The following is a 16,888-nucleotide window of genomic DNA, read 5'->3' on the forward strand; positions in this document are numbered from 1 at the left end:
ACGTAGGCGGAAGCGCCGTCATCGTAGCCGCTGTTTCCGTCATCCCAAGAATCGTCGTAGAGGCTGTCGCCCGATTCGTACACGCTGTTGCCGTCGTAGTCCGTGGCGCCGTCGTAGTCCGTGGCGCCGTCGTCGTAGTTGGTGTTGCCATCGTCGTAGTCCGTAGCACCTGGGGCGGGAGCCTGCGTGGTCGCCGGAGCCTGGTTCGCGCCATTGGCGTCGTCGCTGCTTGCTACCACACTCTGTCCCTTCGTCGCACCTGAAACCAGAGCGCTTGCCGCCGACGTATCGCAGCCGGTCAGGAAGAGCATGCCGCACAGGCCGATCATACACAGGGGGACGAGGGCGAGCTTGGGGTTGGCGAGGTCGAGCTTCTTCATGATGTCCTCCTTCTCTTGCGTTCCGCTTCGAGCGGTTTTCGCTAATCCTTGCGCCTTCCTCTGGGCGCATGGTCATAATGCCGAAGGAACCTGAGAAAAAGCTGAGAGAATCTGCCGCGGCTCTGAGCGCGCAAATGGGGTATGAACGGGATATGCCGGGCGCAGAACAACCCAAGGAGGAGCACCCATGACCAGCCTCGAGAACATCCGCGTGTTCACGCAGAGCGCCATCCGCATCCAGAACAAGGACGGCGTGGTCATCTACCTCGACCCCTTCAGCCTCACGGATGCCGAGGCGGCGCACGATGCGGACTACGTGTTCATAACCCACGCGCACTTCGACCACTTCTCGCCGGAGGACATCGCGCGTGTGGCGGGCGACCACACCGAGCTCGTGGCACCGGCAAGCATGGGTGCCGAGGTGGCCCGTGTGGCGGATGAGATTGGGGCGACGGCGGTGCACCTGCTGCAAGCGGGCGGGCGGCTCGAGCTGCCCGGCGTTGCCGTCGAGGCCGCGCCTGCATACAACGTGGAGCCGGAGCGCCTGGGCATGCACCCGCAGGCGAACGGCTGGCTGGGCTATGCGCTCACCGTCGACGGCGTGCGCTACTACGCGGCGGGCGACACCGACCAGAACCCGGATAACGAGCAGGTGGCGTGCGATGTGGCGCTCGTGCCCATCGGCGGGACGTACACGTGCGACCCGCATCAGGCCGCGGCGTTCGTAAACGCGCTGCACCCGAAAACCGTAGTGCCTATCCATTACGGCAGCATCGTGGGCGTGCCGGAGAACTTCGACGAGTTTGCCGCCGAGGTCGCGCCGGAGATTGAGGTCGTGCGGAAGGTTGAGCGGTAGAGCGCTGCGCCCCGCAGACGTCGCATACCGGGCTACGCCACCGCAACAACCGGTTCGAGCAGATCCTCTACCCGGCAGTGAAGCACGCGAGCGATCTGCGCCACGGCGGAAGCTTGCGCCCGGTTGATATCCTTGTTGCGCTGCTCATACATCTGTATCGACCGCAGTGAAACACCAGATAGCTCGGCGAGTTCACGCTGTGTGTACCCACAGGCACTCCGCATGCGCGCGAGGTTCGTCTGCCCCCGATAGCTTGTCATCCGCTCCGCAAACAACTGAGCCACACGCTCTTCGGATGCTTCGTGCCACGGGTCGTACAAGTCGACAAGCACATCGAACGGCAGCACATCGAAAACCGTACGGAACGTAAGCGCAAACCGCCATTGGAGGTACGCCGCGATCCAGCCCGCCCAATACTCAGGCGTCCTGTCTGGTCGAAAGCCCTGCTCGATCATCGCCCGCTCATCGTCGTAACCAAGCTCGCAGCACATGTCCCAGAAGAGCTCGATGCCCGACCGCCCGGAAACCACCCACGGTGCTCCCGCTTCGAACTGCCGGGCGAGCTGGCTCGACGCAAAAAGGTTCGCAACCTCAAATCCTTCAGCACCGTAGTCCCAGACCGCATAGTCGAAGAAGCATGCAAGACAGGACATGGCGTCTTCTAGGTAGAGGACGTCGTACGCGCGGGCAGCGACGTCGCGGCCTTTAGAAGAGACGTGGGTCATGGGGATCGACCTCCTCGAGCAGGATATCGCGAACATACAGCCCGGTGCGATCGAGCTGCACGCAAAGAGATTGGTATTGGCTCCGCCCACGGCGATCGCGTTCAGCCCTACGCGCATGATAGATCTCGCAAGACGCAAGTTCATAGCCGGTACATTGGATGCGCTCGAACGCCTTCGCACTGGTAAGCGCAACCTGCTCGCCCAGATTTCCCAACCGCATAGCCTCGGAAAGCTGCGCTACGGAAATCGTGTTGTTCAAAAACGCCCGCGCGAACGAAAAGTACGAATCGTCTGCACGGTATCCGCGGATGATATCGAAACCCGACGTATCGATGAGAAAGCGATCGAGCAGGTAGTCGCGAGCGGTGCGAGCGATGGCATTCGAGAGGTCGACGCGGCGATTTGCGAGCAACAAAGCGAGCCAAGCGAGCACCGAATATTCCGAACTAGAAAGGTCGAGGATGGCGAGCTTGTCCGTAGCAAGCTCATAGCGATTCGCAAACCCATCCGCTTCACCAGGACACGCCCATTCCTTTGCAAGGTCTTCATGCTCGGTACAATAGAAGCCCGCGCCGAAGTCGTTGTATGGACGGCACAGCTCCAAGCGCGGTTGCTTAACGATTTCGGACGCCCCGTGCCAGAGGATCATGGCGCCACCGCCTTCGCTTCTGTATCTGAAGTATCACTGTAGTGATAGTAGCACAGAAGCAGGATGAGCTATACGGCTGTTTGTCTCCCAACTTGCAGACCGCTCACCCATGTGCTCAAAGACCGCAGTCGTCCCCATGCGATACGATGTCCTAAAGACGCAAGCTCGCCACCGCCCGGCGTTTGAAAGGACACATCATGGGAATCTTCGGCTCGCGTAAAGAAAAGCTCGAAAACAAGGCGCAGCAGTACCGGAGTGACGGCATGTTCCAATACGCCGAGACCGTGCGCGCAAGCCTCGCGCCCAAAGACGGCAAGGTACACGTCGTGATGCTGAACAGCTTCTCGAAGTTCCTGAACCAGACGTTCGAGTGCGAGAACAAGTACACCGGACAGATCGACGCGATCATCAGCGCCATGCAAGACGACGGCTATGAAATCTTGGACGTAAAGTTCAATTCGATCCAAGGCCAGGGGCTCACCGGCAGCATGGAGGGGTTCCATACGCTGGTGATGTATAGGTAGGGGAAGTGCGGTTCATCCTGTTTGCAAAACCCTCTCAAGCCCGGAGTGCGTTCCGGATTTGAGAGGGGTTTTGAAGCCCAGCCTTAACCCACCAGTCCCGCAATCGCATCGAGCTGAGCGGCGATGCCAGCAAAGTCCTGGTTCAAATCGAGCGTTCGCACATGGTAGGTATGACCCAGCTCCAGCCAGCTTTCGCTCTCGAGTTCCGCGCCCTCCGCCTTCGCATAGAGCAGCATGCCCGAGACTTCGCCGTCAAACGCGTTCGCCGCATGCATGACATACGAGAAGATTTGGTTCAAGTTCGCCGGTGAGAGAATCTCCTTATCGTAGTGGGTGCCCAGAATCGTTCCGTAGCATTTGGCATCGATGATGAGACACTTATTCCCGTTGGTCAGCGTCACGTCCGTGAGCATACGCGGCAGAAAATCCGGCGCTGACTCGTCTATCCCATGATCAATCTCTCGCGCCGCAGGATGCAGCCAGCTCCAGTGCTTGCGGTAGTACTCAAGGATGAATTTCTCGTACAGCCAATGCAGGGAGTCGCCGCTCAAGACGTCGGCAAGCCGGACCTCTCCCCGCTCGTCTCTGAGCAGCAGCTCGTGTAACGCCAGATAGCAAACGTTCATCAGAATCTGATACGACCGGTTGTTGCGGTGGTACCTCATCGACCCCCAAGCGATGCGCTGCGGATCAAGCAGAGACACATCCTGCATGAGCACCAGCGAAGAACTAAATCCCGCTGACGTCGGTGGAACATTTTGGCCTCAAACTCGTAGACGATCGATCCGGTCTTGAAGCCCGTGCTACGGACATAGTCGCCAGATCCGTCGCCTCAGTCTTCGGAATCACAATCTTCTTAGTGTTGCACCCCGCACGCCATGCAGCGCGGACAATTCAGCTACGTCGAACGTGCAGCGCGCCAGTATGCCTCATCAGACACGCCGCGCAGCTCCGGTATTGGCGACACCGCCGCCTCGCATCCAGCTCTTCGGGCTTCGCCTCGGCCTCTAAGCCATCCATCTACCCTCACCTTCAAATCATGCGGATAGAGAAATAGCCCGCACCCAGACAATGGGCACAGGCTATTAGCACGCCAAGAGAGCGACGTCGAATCCAGTCGATCTGGATTGAACTTGCTGGTCAGTGCTTTAGCATCGCTTCGATGTCGATATCGCTGGCGTCCTTAATGGAGCCGTCTCCTGAGAATTTGTCTTCCCACTCCTCACAGAAGTCCATGAGATTTCTTACAAGATCGTCTGGTGACGCAGCACCTGTCACAAGCTTCTCGTAGAGAACCTCAATACCACCGCGAGCATATTCGTCGTATACTGCCATTCCTTCTTTAACGAGCTCGTCGTTGGCGCGGAATGCTCTGCGGATTCGTTCGTTAAGGTCGGGTTCGCTTTGTTTATCAAGAATCATGAGGAGCTCATAGCTGAATACGAGCTTGTCGTGGTGGGAGGCAAGAGCACCTTCCATGATGTTCTTGGTTGCTTCATTTCCGTCGCGAGGAGCCTTGCGTTGGTAGAGGTATCCGACAATTGGTGCAACGACATAAATATCGACAACCGTGTCAAACAGATACTTGTTTCTCTCAATTTCGGAAAGGCTGGTGTCCTTCGCCTTCTCAGTGCCAGGAGTAAGGGCTTCGAGATACTGCCCATGTTTTCCATAAAACCTGACCTGAGACCTAAAGATATCTGCCATGGCTATTCCTTAATCACCGAATCATAGTCGCGCATACGCTCGATGGTGTAGCGACGACCAATCCTGTCCTTCATGTGCTCTTCGGCAAGATCGCCATCGGTGTCTTTGATGATAATGATCACCTGCTTGGCAACGGCGGGAAGCAGATTGCAGATCGTCCCAATTCTCGTTTTGTCGAAGTCTGACAGCGGTGCGTCCATTACAAGAGGATAAGTGTCGCCCTTGAGCAGGCTGTCCGGGTCGGCATCGCTCTCCTTGGCAATATCGAGAATGCCGAGAATGAAAGCTAATATGATTGCGAGCGTCTGTCCCGAGGAGGTCTTCCAAACATCGTCTTTCGTATCGATATCGTCGACGGTTACCGTGACGCCATAGTTTTCGTCAAGCTCCAGATGAAGCTCGCCATCGTACATCTCGGAGAAGAACTTGTTTACGGTCTCTCCTAGCTGAGACCTAGTGGCGGCCTCTTTATTACGGTAGAAATCGCTCAGGTAGTTGTAGATGAACTCAACATACTGAAGGCAGCGCTTGATTTCCCGGTTTTTCTCGTTCTTTACGCTGTATGCTCTAATATCAGCGTTGAGCTGCTCAATCTGGGATTTGGAGCTTGCTATTGTACGGCGAGCCGCATCCGCACGACCAGCAGCACGCGACCTGTCATGCTCCGCCGTATTTAGGTTTTTCCTCAGAATGCTCACGTCGACATTGTTAAGGCTCTCAAGAAACGCTTTCGCGGCGTTGTGCGCGGCATCGGCGGTCTCGATGGCCTTTGCGGCGTTGCTAAAGTTTGCGTACGCGTTGCCTAGGTCGGCGAAGAAGGAGGAGGTCCCCTCAGTTCTGACTCGGCATTCCTTGTCAAACTCCGAGATGTAGGTTCCAAGATCCTTGGGGGGCACGTACTCGAGGAGCGCGTACAGATGCTGGGCTATCTCATCGCCCGTCTCAAACTTCGTGCCACAGATACACTCATGCCTATCAAGAATGAATTTGATGGTCTTGTCGTCTACACTCGGGATTCCCTTGCTGATCTTATCCTCGTCCGCAAGCTCAGCTCGTGCGTCCCGGATGCACCTCTCCATCAGGAAGCGGTAGTGGTCCTTCCGAAAGAGACGGAACAGGTCGTCGCGCCTCGCAGCGAAAGCACTGCGAGCGGCCTGCTGCTGGCGAGCAGCCTTCTCAACGTCTTTTTGTGCCTGTTCGCTTTCGGCATTTTCTCTAAGTAGCTGCTGCCACTTCGCGACATTCTCCTTTGCAGCCTCTTCGTCGGCCTGCGCGTTTTCAAGGTCTTCCTGGTTGCGCGCAATCGTTTTCTCAAGAGTCTCGATTCTGCGGCTCTTCGCCTCAAGGTCTTGATCTCCTGCAAGGTCGAATTGCTTGCGAAACCATCGTTCGACTGAAAGCTTGGGTCCTGTTGACTTGAGGTGTCCAAGGGCCGAAGCGATCGGCTGCAGGCCGAGTATGGTTTTGACGGCGTCGGCAAAGTCGCTACTTTTTCCGTGCTCGATTTCTGCGCGCATGTTCTTGACATGCTCGCCGTCAAAAAAGAAGTAGTGTGAGAGCTGGTTTGAAAGCAGCCTGTTGATAGTGTTCTTTTGGTCGCCCGCTGAAACCTGCTTCGTCTCGCCATTTTCCTTGTAGAAGATGACAAACTCGTGCTGGCCAGGCTTGTCTAGGATGCCAGATTCTTTTCGAGAGTACCGCTGCTTTCTTGAAATGGTATATACGGTACCGTCCTTCTCCAGCTCAATCTCAACGGACGCATAGCGCTCGTAGCCTGGCGCAATGTGGTCGCGTACATAAGCGTTGATTACCCGGTCGGAATCCTTTGGGGCACGTCCGTACAGGCACCACTCAAAGGCCTGGGCAAGCGATGTCTTGCCGGCTCCGTTGTTACCCATAATCAAGGTGACGTTTTTATCCGGGTCGGTCGAGAAATCGACTCTCTGCTTCCCTTGGAAGGGAAGGAAGTTCTCAACAGTAATCGATCTTATAAGCATTTGACATCATCCTGGATTCGCTTGCCGATTTTCTGAATCATCTCCGAATCGCCGTACTTCTTGGTCTTGTCGTTTTCGTCCTCGATATCAAGGAGCCATTTTATGATGCCGTTTGCTTTGGACAAATCGACTTCGTCTATCGATGTAGAGACCGTATTGTCAGACATCTTAGTCCTCCTCTTCCGTCTGATAAGAATCCATGCCCGCAAGACCAAAGAAGCCCTCCTGGATTTCGTCAAGGACTTGGACCACCTGAGCTCTGTTTTCAGCAAGGTTGGCAAATTCGTATGCCCTTACGAGTTCGTTATAGGCGAGCCTTTTCTCTCCACGCGTGTCTTCGTCAGGAAGAACAGATGCCTCGCTTGCGGGGCGGGTCAAAGTGATGAAGTCGAAGATCTCGGCACGTTTCTTGAGACCGTACTTATCCTTCCGCAACAGACGTCCTCTTCGCTGGACATACTCTCTTGGGTTAGTCGTAGACGCAAGGATGAAGGCGGTCCGAATCATCGGGATGTTAACGCCCTCATCGAGACATTTGATTGCAATCAACGCCTGCAAATCCGCGTTGGCGAACATTCGCTTGATTTCCTCGCGCTCAGCGCTGTTCTCGCGAGAGGTGAACTGCCTTACGCGCATATCCAGCTCGTCACCTAGAAGGTGGGTGACGGCATCGATTTGACGAAGCTCATAATCATCGACGCCGTCTATCTCATCGGCATCGACTTCGACCTTTGTGGCGCCACAATAGATGAGAATGTAGTCGTCATCAATATAAGGAGCTATCTCACGCTTGAGTGCAGACAATTTTTGGTGGGCAGCAGCGACGAGCCTCGCACGCTTAAGGGCGAGCTTCTTCCCTCGCTCGGAAAGCCCCCTCTTCCCATTCTTGTCAATCCGTACCGCTTTTGCGATTTCAAGCGACAACTCCGAGTACTTCTCCCTCTCGTCGTCCTCGAGATAGACAATAACGGGATAATAGCGATAAGGCGTTAAGCACGGCGGTTCATCACCCCTGCCGTAAATCGCCTCTTCAAGCGTGTACTCAATGCACCGTTTGCCAAAAAAAGTGAACAGAGCGTTGGTGCCCTCCTGGTCGCCGTATCGTTCGATGGTCGCCGAAAGAGCCAGACGAAAATGGAAGTCGTCGCGGAGAAGCGACCTCAAATACTCGGCCCCAAAGTTATGCGCTTCGTCGACAACGAGGAGCTTCGGCTTTCTGATTCTGTCGATAAGGCTTTGCACGCGCCCAGTGGCAAAGGTTCCGTTGGTGCATACAAAGCATAGGAACTTTGATCCTGCGACCCCAAATCTTTGGTCACGAATCGCCCTATCAAGACGTGATTCCCAGTCTTTTTGAGGGGATGAACTATAGCCAATAATGGGGTCAATGTTGAAGAGTTCGATATCCTCCACCCACTGATCGACCAAATGCTGATATGGACAGACAATAATGACAGCCATGGAGTGGTCGAGCGCATCAGAAAGGCGGCAAATCGCGGCGAGGGCTGTGTATGTTTTGCCCGTTCCGGTCGCCATGTCGAATACGCCATGGAAATGATTACGTTCCCACGCATCGATAGCCTCAAGCTGATAGCCCCTCAATGTGATGCCGGAAGGAATGCGTGGAACATTTCGAGTGGCTGGTTCAGAAAGCGGGACAACATCGCGATCATCGCTAGGGTTGGAATCAAGATCGCTAAGGTCAATACCATCGCGTACCTTGTATCTTTTTATAATCGCCTGCGAAATCTCGGGAAAGTCAAGAACGTTAACGCCCGGTTCGGTGTTGTGCCACATCGCAGAAAATGCAGCCCGCTTATCGCGCACTCGCCCTTCATCGTCAGACCAAGAGGTGAAGACGTCGATTGATTCATAGTTCTTGAAATAGGCGTTGGCGCTCTCGTTCATGGATCCCGAGAAAGCGATGACGTTGCCTGAGTCATCGAACATCAAGCCGAGCTTCTCGTGAAACATTCCGACTTCATTGCCGGACTCGAGAAGCGCGATTTTAATCGTCATTACTCCAGAGGCAATCAGGTTGGAGAGCAGGTTTAGACGATCCTCTTCGAACTTGCCAGAAGGCTCATCTAGCTCGCGAAGCAAGCAATCGAGGATGACTTCATTTCGTCTTTCAAACCCATCTCTGATAGCTGCGTAATCTTCCTCAGACAGTCGCGGAGAGGCAACAACCTCGATGACCCCTCCGTTATTTACCAGCCCCTTAATGCCTTCCGTGAGACTTATAAGCGCAGTTGAAGAGAAGAATCCCACTGCCCGGCAGTAACGAATTGATTCAGAGAGAACGGGCGTATAGAAATCTTTGACAACGTTACGTGTCAAAGAGCGGTATTCACGCTTGATGTCTAAATCAGTGAATGCCACGAAACACACCTCCGCTCAGTAAGTTCTAATTATATGCCTGAAAACGGCCTACTGAGCGAGCAAACGCTCACCTTGTGGTCGAATTCGCCAAGAAATGGAGGTGTGTGAGGGGGCGGGGGTTAGAGCTGGGCCTCAATTGTATTGAGAGCAGTACCAAGCACTACAAAATCGCGGTGGTTGGTGATCGCGCTTACGCTGAACCTGACCGTCCCTCCGGGAAGAGTCCCAAGGAACCTGTGGGCGAACGGCGCGCATTGGATGCCCGAACGCACGGCAACCCCAAGGCGCCCGAGCACAAGCTCCGCCTCGTCGGGAGACAGCCCGTCAAATAATGCGGAGACAACGCCGATGCGCTCGCAGGTCATTTGGTCTTTGACGATAGACAGCGCTCGACACTGACGCAGAAGCGTAAGGAGGGCATCTCGGTTGACCGCCTCCGCTTCGCGCACGGAGCTCATTCCCTCGCGCAGGATCCAGTCCGTCGACGCCTTGAGGCCCGCGATCGCATACGTATTCTGACTGGCGATTTCCTCCATTTGGACAATCTCGTCTGGCATGTCCTGCTCTACGGAGTTGATGCCGTTGCCACCAAAGTAGACCGCGCGAAGCCTCGTCCCTCGCCTGCAGATAAATCCCCCGATGCCAAAGGGCCCGTAGAGCGTCTTGTGTCCAGCGAACACAGCGAAATCGAAGATATCGTTTGCGAGGTCAAGCGGGAGAAGCCCGAAAGTCTGGCTCATGTCGAGCACGGTTGTCGCCCCGTGCTCTTTTGCAAGCTCGCAGATTTCCTCTACGGGGATAACCGCTCCGCAGACGTTGCTCGCATGGGTGAGGACGACCATGCGCGGCGGTGCCGCCTGAAATGCGTCCGAGACCGCAGCAAGGCAAGGGAAAAGGGTCTCCCCGTCAAAGGGGAGAACGTCGATCTCGATCCCCTTGGTCTTGACGAGGTGGTGGAGGGGCCTGGTCACCGCATTGTGCTCGAACGGGGTGACGTAGACATGATCGCCGGGCTTAAGGTCTAGCCCAAGAAGTATCCGGTTGAGGGCATCGGTTGCAGACGAGGTGAACACAACCTCGCTTGCTGGGCAGGCATAAAGCTTCCTGAGGTTGTCCTTTGCCTTTCTCGCAATGTCGCCCGCAGCGACCGCGAGGGCGTTCCCGCCACGTCCGATGTTGCCGCCTGAGCTGCGGTAGAACGAATCGGCGAAGTCGTAGACGCATTCCGGCTTAGGGAAGGTCGTGGCAGCGTTGTCGAAATAAGCAACATCAGACATTGTCAGCAGAGCTCCTCGAGGACCTCAAAGACGACCTGGCGCTTTTCCTCGGGCGAGAGGGCGCCTCCCATCTCGCTCAGGCAGGCGCGGATGCTGTTCTTAAGAATCCTGGAGCGCCCACCAGCGGCAACGGGCTTGAACGTCCTCCGGCGCAAGCTGCCCTGGTCGTCGACGAACGAGATCTCAATCATCTTCCCAGCATCGTTCTCTGCCTGTTCGTCAACGCCCTCGACCTCATGCTTCATCTCCGTGAGGACGTTCACGAAATCGGAGAACCTGGCGTCGTTCCAATCGTCAACTCGCAGGGAGATTGCCGCCTTGGCGATTCTCCCCACGGTAACATAGTCGTCTCCACTGGCCGCTCGCATGGCGCTCAGAATCTGGTTGTTCACCCCCGTGAAGACGTGGGATTCGAGCACGGGATGGGAGTCAACCCAGTCTCGGAGAACGGAGGAGAGGGAGGCTTCGTCGTGGACTCTGGGTTCGAAAAGCGCGGCGACGGTTGAGGAAAGAGCCTTGATGGTGTCCGAGAGGCACTCGTCACACGCGAGCTTCTCGGCTTTGATGGACTCGACGAGTGACGGGGAGCCGAGCGGCTTACCAAAGACCCGGGGCAGCTCCTCGAAGAGGAGCTTGTCGGTGTCGGTGTCGATTCTCCTGATTGCCCTGAAGAAGCCATCCCGCTCGGGAGGGATCCTGTCCTTTCCGGCGCCGGTTGTATGGTCATAGCGACAGTTCCTCGTCATCTGTGGCAGCCCCGCGAACCAGAGCCGCATCGCTTCCGCAAGATCGGCTCGAGAGGGAGAGTCCGAATTAACCTCGAACGCCCTCGAGAGCTCGCTGATGTATTCCCCCATCTCCGGGGACCAGTTGATTCTGGTCAGCGCATAGGCATCGGGTCGCTTCGAAAGGTCATCGAGGGTCTCCTCGTTCAGAGGGCGCTCCTCGCCATCTCGAGTGATTTTGACTTCGTCACGGTAGTCCCGGAGCACGAAAGCGAGGAAGAGCGGCAACGGCCCGCGCCGTAGCCCGATTCCAAGCTCCCTGCCAGTGAGAAGGTCGAACAAGACTTGGAACGAGGTGTCGTTCGCTCCTTCGATGAAGTCCCGTATCGTTTTGATGACGACGTCGATTTCGCGCGTGTGCTCTCCAGGCTCGTTGACGCTATCCTCGATGTCTCTAATCAAGCCCGTACGTTCGAGGGCGCTTCTGGCCATAGAGGTTTCCTGGCCATTGCCGACAAAACCTAAGTTGCGCTGAAGCACGGGGGCGCAAAGGGCCTTGATGATTTTGGTCCTGCTGCTGAAGGCGGTGCCCGTGAGATCGTTCTTATTCAGGCTCTCGCTCGTTATTCTGGGGGTGTTGCGATAGGTGGCATCGCACATCGCGGAGAGTTCCTCGGAGAGGCGCCTCTTGCGCTTTATCGAGTTCCTGCGTGTTCCGTCAACGTAATAGAGCGAGCGGTTAAGCTCGGGCTGGAAGTACCCCGCGATGAAATCCCGGACAATCTCGCTGTAGTCCTCGACGACGATCTCGTACTCTTCGGCAAGTGCCGCATCCCCGCCGGCCTCTCGCTTAAGCTGGCTCGCCGCCTCGAGACGGAAAAGGGCGTCATCGATGCGAACGAAATCCTTCGGGAAGACAACCACGGTCATGGGCTCTCTGGAAAGCTGGTCTTTCGCAAGGAGCTTGAGCGAGCCAATCTCGTCGGGTGAGCTGCAGTAGACGGCGACAATCTCGCCATCACCCCTTTCGGAATCGGGCCTCTGGATGATGCGCCGCCCCGGCTTCCAGGATTCAATTCCCTCCCTATCGACGAACTCGCAGTCGAAGTACCTGACTATCCCGCGCTCCTCGTTATATCGGGACGGGTAGAAGGCTCGGCCGAGCATCTCCTTGTTAAGAATCTGAGCGCAGGTCAGAGAGCTGCGGAGGGACTCGGCACGATCAGTCACCTCGCTGTCGATGCGAACCCCGGTGGTCTCCTTCAGCTTGAGGAAGGAATTGCTCCTGCGGAGGTATACGATGGAGTCGCCGGCAACGAGGCTCTCGAGAGCGGATATGACCTCCTGCTCGGGGTATCCGCAATCGGAGAACAGCTCGATTATGGTTTGGCGCGTGGGCGCGACGCGGTCATACTGGCCGACGACGTCAATTGCGGCGACGGTCTTGATGATCCGGGCTTCGAGGGAACCTCTCTCGACGTGTGCGAGGGATGCTCGGGCGAGCTCATACGTCTTATGAAGCGGGCTCGAGTAGAACTCCTTCCTGAGGAGGGGCTCGAAGTAGTCGTATACGGCGTCTGGGGAGACGAAGAATCGACAGGAGAGCAGCGCCTCAGAAAGGGAGCGGTCGCCTCCGGAGCAGATGAAGGTGAAGAGAGTCCTCTCGTTTTGGGCGACCTTCTCGGAGAGGCGTGGCAACAGGTACGCTGTCAGCGGGTGCAGGGGAAAGCAGCCGAACGCCACGGTCTCGACGATAGCCTTGTCAAAGAGCCCGTTTTTCAGGTAGCGTTCGCCCACCTTCTCGACGGCCCTGCGATTCCTTCCGTGGCCTTCGGACAACCACTCACGCCACGTCCTATCGTCCTTGGCGATCGCGGTGCTCATGAGCTCGTAGTACTGGTTCTCGTCATCGACCATCTCGATCTCGTCGAAGCGGCCCGACACGCCGCGCCACCCGTCGACCTTCTCCTTCGGCAGGTCGGCGTCGATGTAGTTCGAGAGGCTCTTGTGGCTGATGAGAAGCAGGTGGAGCTGCCTTTCGGCCCCGCTTCTGTTGCAGGCCTCGGCAAGGTCTTGCAGCAGTCGCGTGTCCTCTACGGTCGCGCGCCCAATGCTGGTCTCGAGGTACTTGCTGAACTCGTCGTAGACGATGTACACGCCGCTTACGCCATGAGCCTGAAGGCCGCCGAGAACGTGGTCGAAGACGCTGAGGACATCGGTGCCGTCAAGGACGTCGAAGGAGCTGCCCGACGTGAGGCCCGGATAGGCCTTGACGAACACGTCGTAGGCCTCGGTGTCGAGATTGTTGAGCAGGGAGGTCGCCCGCTCGTAGCTGTATCCCGTCGCATCCTCAAACCTGGACAGCGTCTCGGGATAGTCGTCCCTCCACATCCTGAGGGTCGCGAGCGCTCCGTCATAGTTCGTTTGGGGCATGAGATCGGAAAGCCCCGCCATCTTCAGGGCGTTGCGAAGGGCGAAGAGGAGCGAGTGCCTGAGGTCCGACGTGCTCCCGGAGATGATGACCGGAAGGATCCTTCTGCCGTCCGACACGAACTTCTGAAGCGTGTCCGCGAAGCCGAGGCCCCGATCCTTGTATGCGGAGACGATACGTGAGAACGAGGAGGGGTCCTTGATCCACATCGCGGTGAGCGCGGCGAGCACGACATGGGACTTTCCCTTGCCGTAGGCTCCGACCAAGAGCTTCGCGCGATGGTTGGAGGGCATGATGACGTCACGGAGGATCTCTTCGAGGTAGCGGCAAACCGAATCGGTCGGGATCAGCCCCTCGACCTTCGACTTCGAGCCGAAGTCGAAGTCTATGTTGATCGAGGTCTGGAAGTCCTCGTTGGGAACAATCACATCCTGTAGTCTCATGGCCACGTTCCTAACCGATTACGTCGTAGTAGCGCGAGAGGCAGTCTTGCCTGCTGAGATCGGCGTCCGAAAGACGGACGACGTCAAGGCCTGCGGTTCGGTTGATTCGCAGGTAGCCGTCGTTCTCGAGCTCGTAAAGCTTGTCGAGCAGCCCGATGGAGTCGAGCGTGAAGATCCTGCCCGGGGAGTAGGGGTCGTCAAGAAGGGTCTCCATCCTCATTTCGTCGGAAAGGTCGACCCCATCGTTTTGGAGGTGCTCCCGCATGGAGCAGATTGCGTAGAGGACGAGAAGAGGAGGAAGGGTCCGCGGGTTCGCGGGAATCTTCCGATAGGTCTTGTCGGCACGGCTTTCGACGTCGAGCAGCCCCAGCTCACCGAGGGGGCAGTCGATGACGCTCTCTGGCGAGACCGCCTTCCTGCTGGTTCGCTCGTGCGGGATATACGTACTCAGGATGCAGCTGAAGTCGGCGTCGAGCGAGGTGAGCGCGATCTCCTTCTTGTCGTTGAACGTGAAGACGTAGCGCTCAAGGGCTCTTGTGAAGTCGTCCTTCTTGAAGACGCCCATGCTGAACTCGTTGAAGAAGAAGTACCAAGCCGCAGCCTCTTCCCGGGACGAGGCGAGGTTGCAGTGGAGCGCCCACAGCGTGCCCGCCTCCTCCATGTAGGGGTCCTCGTCGAGGATGAGGCGGCCCAGGTCGGTAACAACATGCCCGTTGCGCTTGTCCCTCGCGCACTCAATGAGGTCAGTCACCTGCAGCCAGTAGCGCAAAGCGACGACCTGGTTGGAGCCAAGCCCGAGTTCGTCCATGGCGAGCCTGCTGTTGCTGGGCATGAAGATGGCCTTCTTGTCCGGGGAGCTGACCGCGTGCAGCCCCTTGCTGAGCCACCCCTTGCGGATGAAGAAGGACTGGTGTGCTTTGAATTTCATCTGCATCGGACTACTCTTCCTGTGTTCTGAGGTACTTGCGCATGAGGCAGCCGCCCTCGAGGTACTTGTCCGTCACGCACTGCCTGCAGTGGACGCACTTTGCCGGATCGATGCGATAGCCGTCTGAGCTGATCGAGATCGCGCCGAACCGACAGAGGGCCTCGCACTTTAGGCACTGGCGGCACGCGTTGAACTTGACGACCTGATACTTGGCCATGCGGAGCAGGGACTCCCCGTCATCCTCCTTGAGAATGCGTATTTTCGCCGCATACTCGTAACCTGGCTGGCTGAAGGGCATGAGCGCGATGAGGGGCTCGCGCGTCTTGTGGTCGACGATGACCTTCTCGTCGAGCAGCGCTCTTCCGAGTCCCGGTGCGTAGTCGCCGATTGGTGTCATGAGCCCGACGAGCTCGTCGGAGTACGGCCGCTCGAGCGCGAAGATCATCGCGTTGTCTTCGGTTGCGCAATGGCTGGCCTCCACGAGCACAGACCGTGCTGCGGCGACGCCGTTGCCGCCCTGGCGAGCCTTCCACTTTCCGGTGCCTACATATACCTCGGGGTCGGGCTTGCCAATTCTTTTGGCGAAGCCGATAAGGAAGTCGCGCCATTTCTTCGAAGCCTCAGGCATGTAAACCTGCGAAAGGAACTGGGCCCTTGGGTTGTTGTTGGGGCAGCACCAGCAGCCGACGCGTTCGTATCCAAGCCTGTAAGCGTCGTTGAAGTCGATTCCCTCGGAGAGGATGTAGAGCCAGACATCGATGTCGTTCCAGTAGAAGATCGGAGCGGCAACCTTCTGCCTCTGGATCTTCACCGACTCTGCGCTGTCCTCGACTCTGTTGTACTTGCTGCGGGCGACGGACTCTCCTTTCCGGATTCCATAGAAGGTGAGTATCGGCTGGTCGCCAAACAGCCCCTTGAATGCCCTCGATATCGGGCCGGTCTTGAACATAGAGCAGCACCACCGCATCATTCGTGCGGGTGGCCCTATCTCCTCGGCAACGTCGTAGAAAACCTGCTCGCTATTCCTAGCCGTCTTGAAAATCGCGAGCGGGTGGCTCTCTCGGAAGCGCCTTGCATACTCGATGGTGCTCGGAAACTCAAGCGTCGTGTCACCGAAAATGTGAACGAGGTAAGGGTTGCTCAGAGCCCTCACCGCAAGATCGGCGGTAACGGTCGAGTCTTTGCCTCCCGAAAAGGAGACGACTAGGTTTTCTTCTGGATAGCCTTGTGCTGCATCAACGATGAAATCGCAAGCTTCGTGAACAAGGGAGTCCAGATGAGCACGGTTAGCCCGTACAAACCGCTCGATATACGAATCAAACGACAAGTAGTCGTTCTGATCAGAAACCGAGTCAAGCTCTGCGCGAACGGCATCGGGATCAGAGGCGAGTATTTCAGCGACGGTTATGCTAGTCGGAGAGCCGTCTACGTAATACTTGCTGCCGGAAGCCCATACAGAGGCGTTCTTGTGAAGGAACGGCTCGCCAGTCATCACCTCAAAAAGAAGCCTTTCCTCAGGAAAGACAGGACGTAAGTCCGTGCACAGATAGCGAGTAGCGCCTCCGCAGAGGGGGCAAACTGAATGAGGGCCGCTAGGGATTTGAACAATCGGGACGTTGCACTCATTGCACCAATAAACAACGTGAGGGGCTTCCTCGACAGTCTTTTCGCCGCATTCGGGACAGACGTCGCTGTCGGTAAAGCGATTGCACTTTGTGCAATACATAGCCCCTCCTCTCGAATCTCAAAACCTTGGATGTCAACATCCAAGGCTTCATTCTATCAGAGCAAGAAGAGCGGTATGCGAGAGACAGACAAAGCGACACTTAGCTTTGCAAACATCGCGCAGAAGCAGATCGGCAAA

At 56.7% G+C, this 16,888-nt stretch carries 14 protein-coding genes; 2 read left to right on the plus strand and 12 right to left on the minus strand.

The window, feature by feature from the left end; genetic code table 11:
* The coding region (locus tag QZ079_RS01145) for a hypothetical protein (RefSeq protein ID WP_297033990.1) at nucleotides 1–380 on the minus strand (380 nt) is incomplete at its 3' end.
* A gap of 187 nt (nucleotides 381–567) precedes the next feature.
* On the opposite strand from QZ079_RS01145, the gene QZ079_RS01150 reads away from it, so the two are divergent.
* A complete protein-coding gene (locus tag QZ079_RS01150) occupies nucleotides 568–1,236 on the plus strand; it encodes an MBL fold metallo-hydrolase (RefSeq protein ID WP_297033992.1) in 669 nt (222 codons plus the stop codon).
* Between the two features lie 32 nt (nucleotides 1,237–1,268).
* Here QZ079_RS01150 and QZ079_RS01155 read toward each other — a convergent pair whose 3' ends face one another.
* Together QZ079_RS01155 and QZ079_RS01160 are read right to left on the minus strand one after the other, a co-directional pair.
* The gene (locus QZ079_RS01155) at nucleotides 1,269–1,961 is read right to left on the minus strand and encodes a helix-turn-helix transcriptional regulator (protein WP_297033996.1); all 693 of its coding nucleotides are present in this window, start codon (nucleotides 1,959–1,961) and stop codon (nucleotides 1,269–1,271) included.
* Nucleotides 1,942–2,610, minus strand: coding sequence for a DUF3990 domain-containing protein (locus tag QZ079_RS01160; RefSeq protein ID WP_297033998.1), 669 nt, complete (start codon nucleotides 2,608–2,610; stop codon nucleotides 1,942–1,944). The genes QZ079_RS01155 and QZ079_RS01160 overlap by 20 nt, the downstream gene beginning before the upstream one ends.
* A gap of 197 nt (nucleotides 2,611–2,807) precedes the next feature.
* On the opposite strand from QZ079_RS01160, the gene QZ079_RS01165 reads away from it, so the two are divergent.
* A complete protein-coding gene (locus QZ079_RS01165; RefSeq protein WP_297034001.1) occupies nucleotides 2,808–3,134 on the plus strand; it encodes a hypothetical protein in 327 nt (108 codons plus the stop codon).
* Nucleotides 3,135–3,217: 83 nt separating this feature from the next.
* Here QZ079_RS01165 and QZ079_RS01170 read toward each other — a convergent pair whose 3' ends face one another.
* From QZ079_RS01170 to QZ079_RS01210, 9 genes are all read right to left on the minus strand, one after another.
* Nucleotides 3,218–3,847 carry a hypothetical protein gene (locus QZ079_RS01170; RefSeq protein ID WP_297034003.1) on the minus strand — a complete coding sequence of 210 codons (630 nt, stop codon included), beginning with the start codon at nucleotides 3,845–3,847 and terminating at the stop codon, nucleotides 3,218–3,220.
* Nucleotides 3,848–4,274: 427 nt separating this feature from the next.
* Entirely contained in the window at nucleotides 4,275–4,841 is a 567-nt protein-coding gene (locus QZ079_RS01175; RefSeq protein ID WP_297034005.1) for a hypothetical protein, read from the minus strand.
* Between the two features lie 2 nt (nucleotides 4,842–4,843).
* Nucleotides 4,844–6,838 carry an AAA family ATPase gene (locus tag QZ079_RS01180; RefSeq protein WP_297034008.1) on the minus strand — a complete coding sequence of 665 codons (1,995 nt, stop codon included), beginning with the start codon at nucleotides 6,836–6,838 and terminating at the stop codon, nucleotides 4,844–4,846.
* Entirely contained in the window at nucleotides 6,829–7,005 is a 177-nt protein-coding gene (locus QZ079_RS01185) for a hypothetical protein (RefSeq protein WP_297034010.1), read from the minus strand. Before QZ079_RS01185 ends, QZ079_RS01180 begins: the two co-directional genes overlap by 10 nt.
* Nucleotide 7,006: 1 nt before the next feature.
* Entirely contained in the window at nucleotides 7,007–9,220 is a 2,214-nt protein-coding gene (locus tag QZ079_RS01190; RefSeq protein ID WP_297034012.1) for a DEAD/DEAH box helicase family protein, read from the minus strand.
* Nucleotides 9,221–9,339: 119 nt separating this feature from the next.
* Nucleotides 9,340–10,497, minus strand: coding sequence for an aminotransferase class V-fold PLP-dependent enzyme (locus tag QZ079_RS01195; RefSeq protein WP_297034015.1), 1,158 nt, complete (start codon nucleotides 10,495–10,497; stop codon nucleotides 9,340–9,342).
* Between the two features lie 2 nt (nucleotides 10,498–10,499).
* Complete coding sequence (locus QZ079_RS01200) at nucleotides 10,500–14,096, minus strand: hypothetical protein (RefSeq protein WP_297034018.1); 3,597 nt, start codon at nucleotides 14,094–14,096, stop codon at nucleotides 10,500–10,502.
* A 10-nt stretch (nucleotides 14,097–14,106) separates the two neighbouring features.
* Nucleotides 14,107–15,024, minus strand: coding sequence for a DUF4007 family protein (locus tag QZ079_RS01205; RefSeq protein ID WP_297034022.1), 918 nt, complete (start codon nucleotides 15,022–15,024; stop codon nucleotides 14,107–14,109).
* Nucleotides 15,025–15,034: 10 nt separating this feature from the next.
* Nucleotides 15,035–16,516 (minus strand): phosphoadenosine phosphosulfate reductase family protein, encoded by a 1,482-nt coding sequence (locus QZ079_RS01210; RefSeq protein ID WP_297034056.1) that lies wholly within the window; start codon nucleotides 16,514–16,516, stop codon nucleotides 15,035–15,037.
* Nucleotides 16,517–16,888 lie beyond the last annotated feature (372 nt).

This window comes from uncultured Enorma sp., assembly GCA_905210055.1.
Taxonomy (GTDB): Bacteria; Actinomycetota; Coriobacteriia; order Coriobacteriales; family Coriobacteriaceae; genus Enorma.

Excerpts from the sequence above, each read along its gene's own strand:
- QZ079_RS01210 (WP_297034056.1), bottom strand. The coding sequence starts at position 16,516 with ATGACTGGCGAGCCGTTCCTTCACAAGAACGCCTCTGTATGGGCTTCC.
- QZ079_RS01170 (WP_297034003.1), bottom strand. The coding sequence starts at position 3,847 with ATGCAGGATGTGTCTCTGCTTGATCCGCAGCGCATCGCTTGGGGGTCG.
- QZ079_RS01200 (WP_297034018.1), bottom strand. The coding sequence starts at position 14,096 with ATGAGACTACAGGATGTGATTGTTCCCAACGAGGACTTCCAGACCTCG.
- QZ079_RS01165 (WP_297034001.1), top strand. The coding sequence starts at position 2,808 with ATGGGAATCTTCGGCTCGCGTAAAGAAAAGCTCGAAAACAAGGCGCAG.
- QZ079_RS01205 (WP_297034022.1), bottom strand. The coding sequence starts at position 15,024 with ATGAAATTCAAAGCACACCAGTCCTTCTTCATCCGCAAGGGGTGGCTC.
- QZ079_RS01180 (WP_297034008.1), bottom strand. The coding sequence starts at position 6,838 with ATGCTTATAAGATCGATTACTGTTGAGAACTTCCTTCCCTTCCAAGGG.
- QZ079_RS01175 (WP_297034005.1), bottom strand. The coding sequence starts at position 4,841 with ATGGCAGATATCTTTAGGTCTCAGGTCAGGTTTTATGGAAAACATGGG.
- QZ079_RS01150 (WP_297033992.1), top strand. The coding sequence starts at position 568 with ATGACCAGCCTCGAGAACATCCGCGTGTTCACGCAGAGCGCCATCCGC.
- QZ079_RS01185 (WP_297034010.1), bottom strand. The coding sequence starts at position 7,005 with ATGTCTGACAATACGGTCTCTACATCGATAGACGAAGTCGATTTGTCC.
- QZ079_RS01160 (WP_297033998.1), bottom strand. The coding sequence starts at position 2,610 with ATGATCCTCTGGCACGGGGCGTCCGAAATCGTTAAGCAACCGCGCTTG.
- QZ079_RS01195 (WP_297034015.1), bottom strand. The coding sequence starts at position 10,497 with ATGTCTGATGTTGCTTATTTCGACAACGCTGCCACGACCTTCCCTAAG.
- QZ079_RS01155 (WP_297033996.1), bottom strand. The coding sequence starts at position 1,961 with ATGACCCACGTCTCTTCTAAAGGCCGCGACGTCGCTGCCCGCGCGTAC.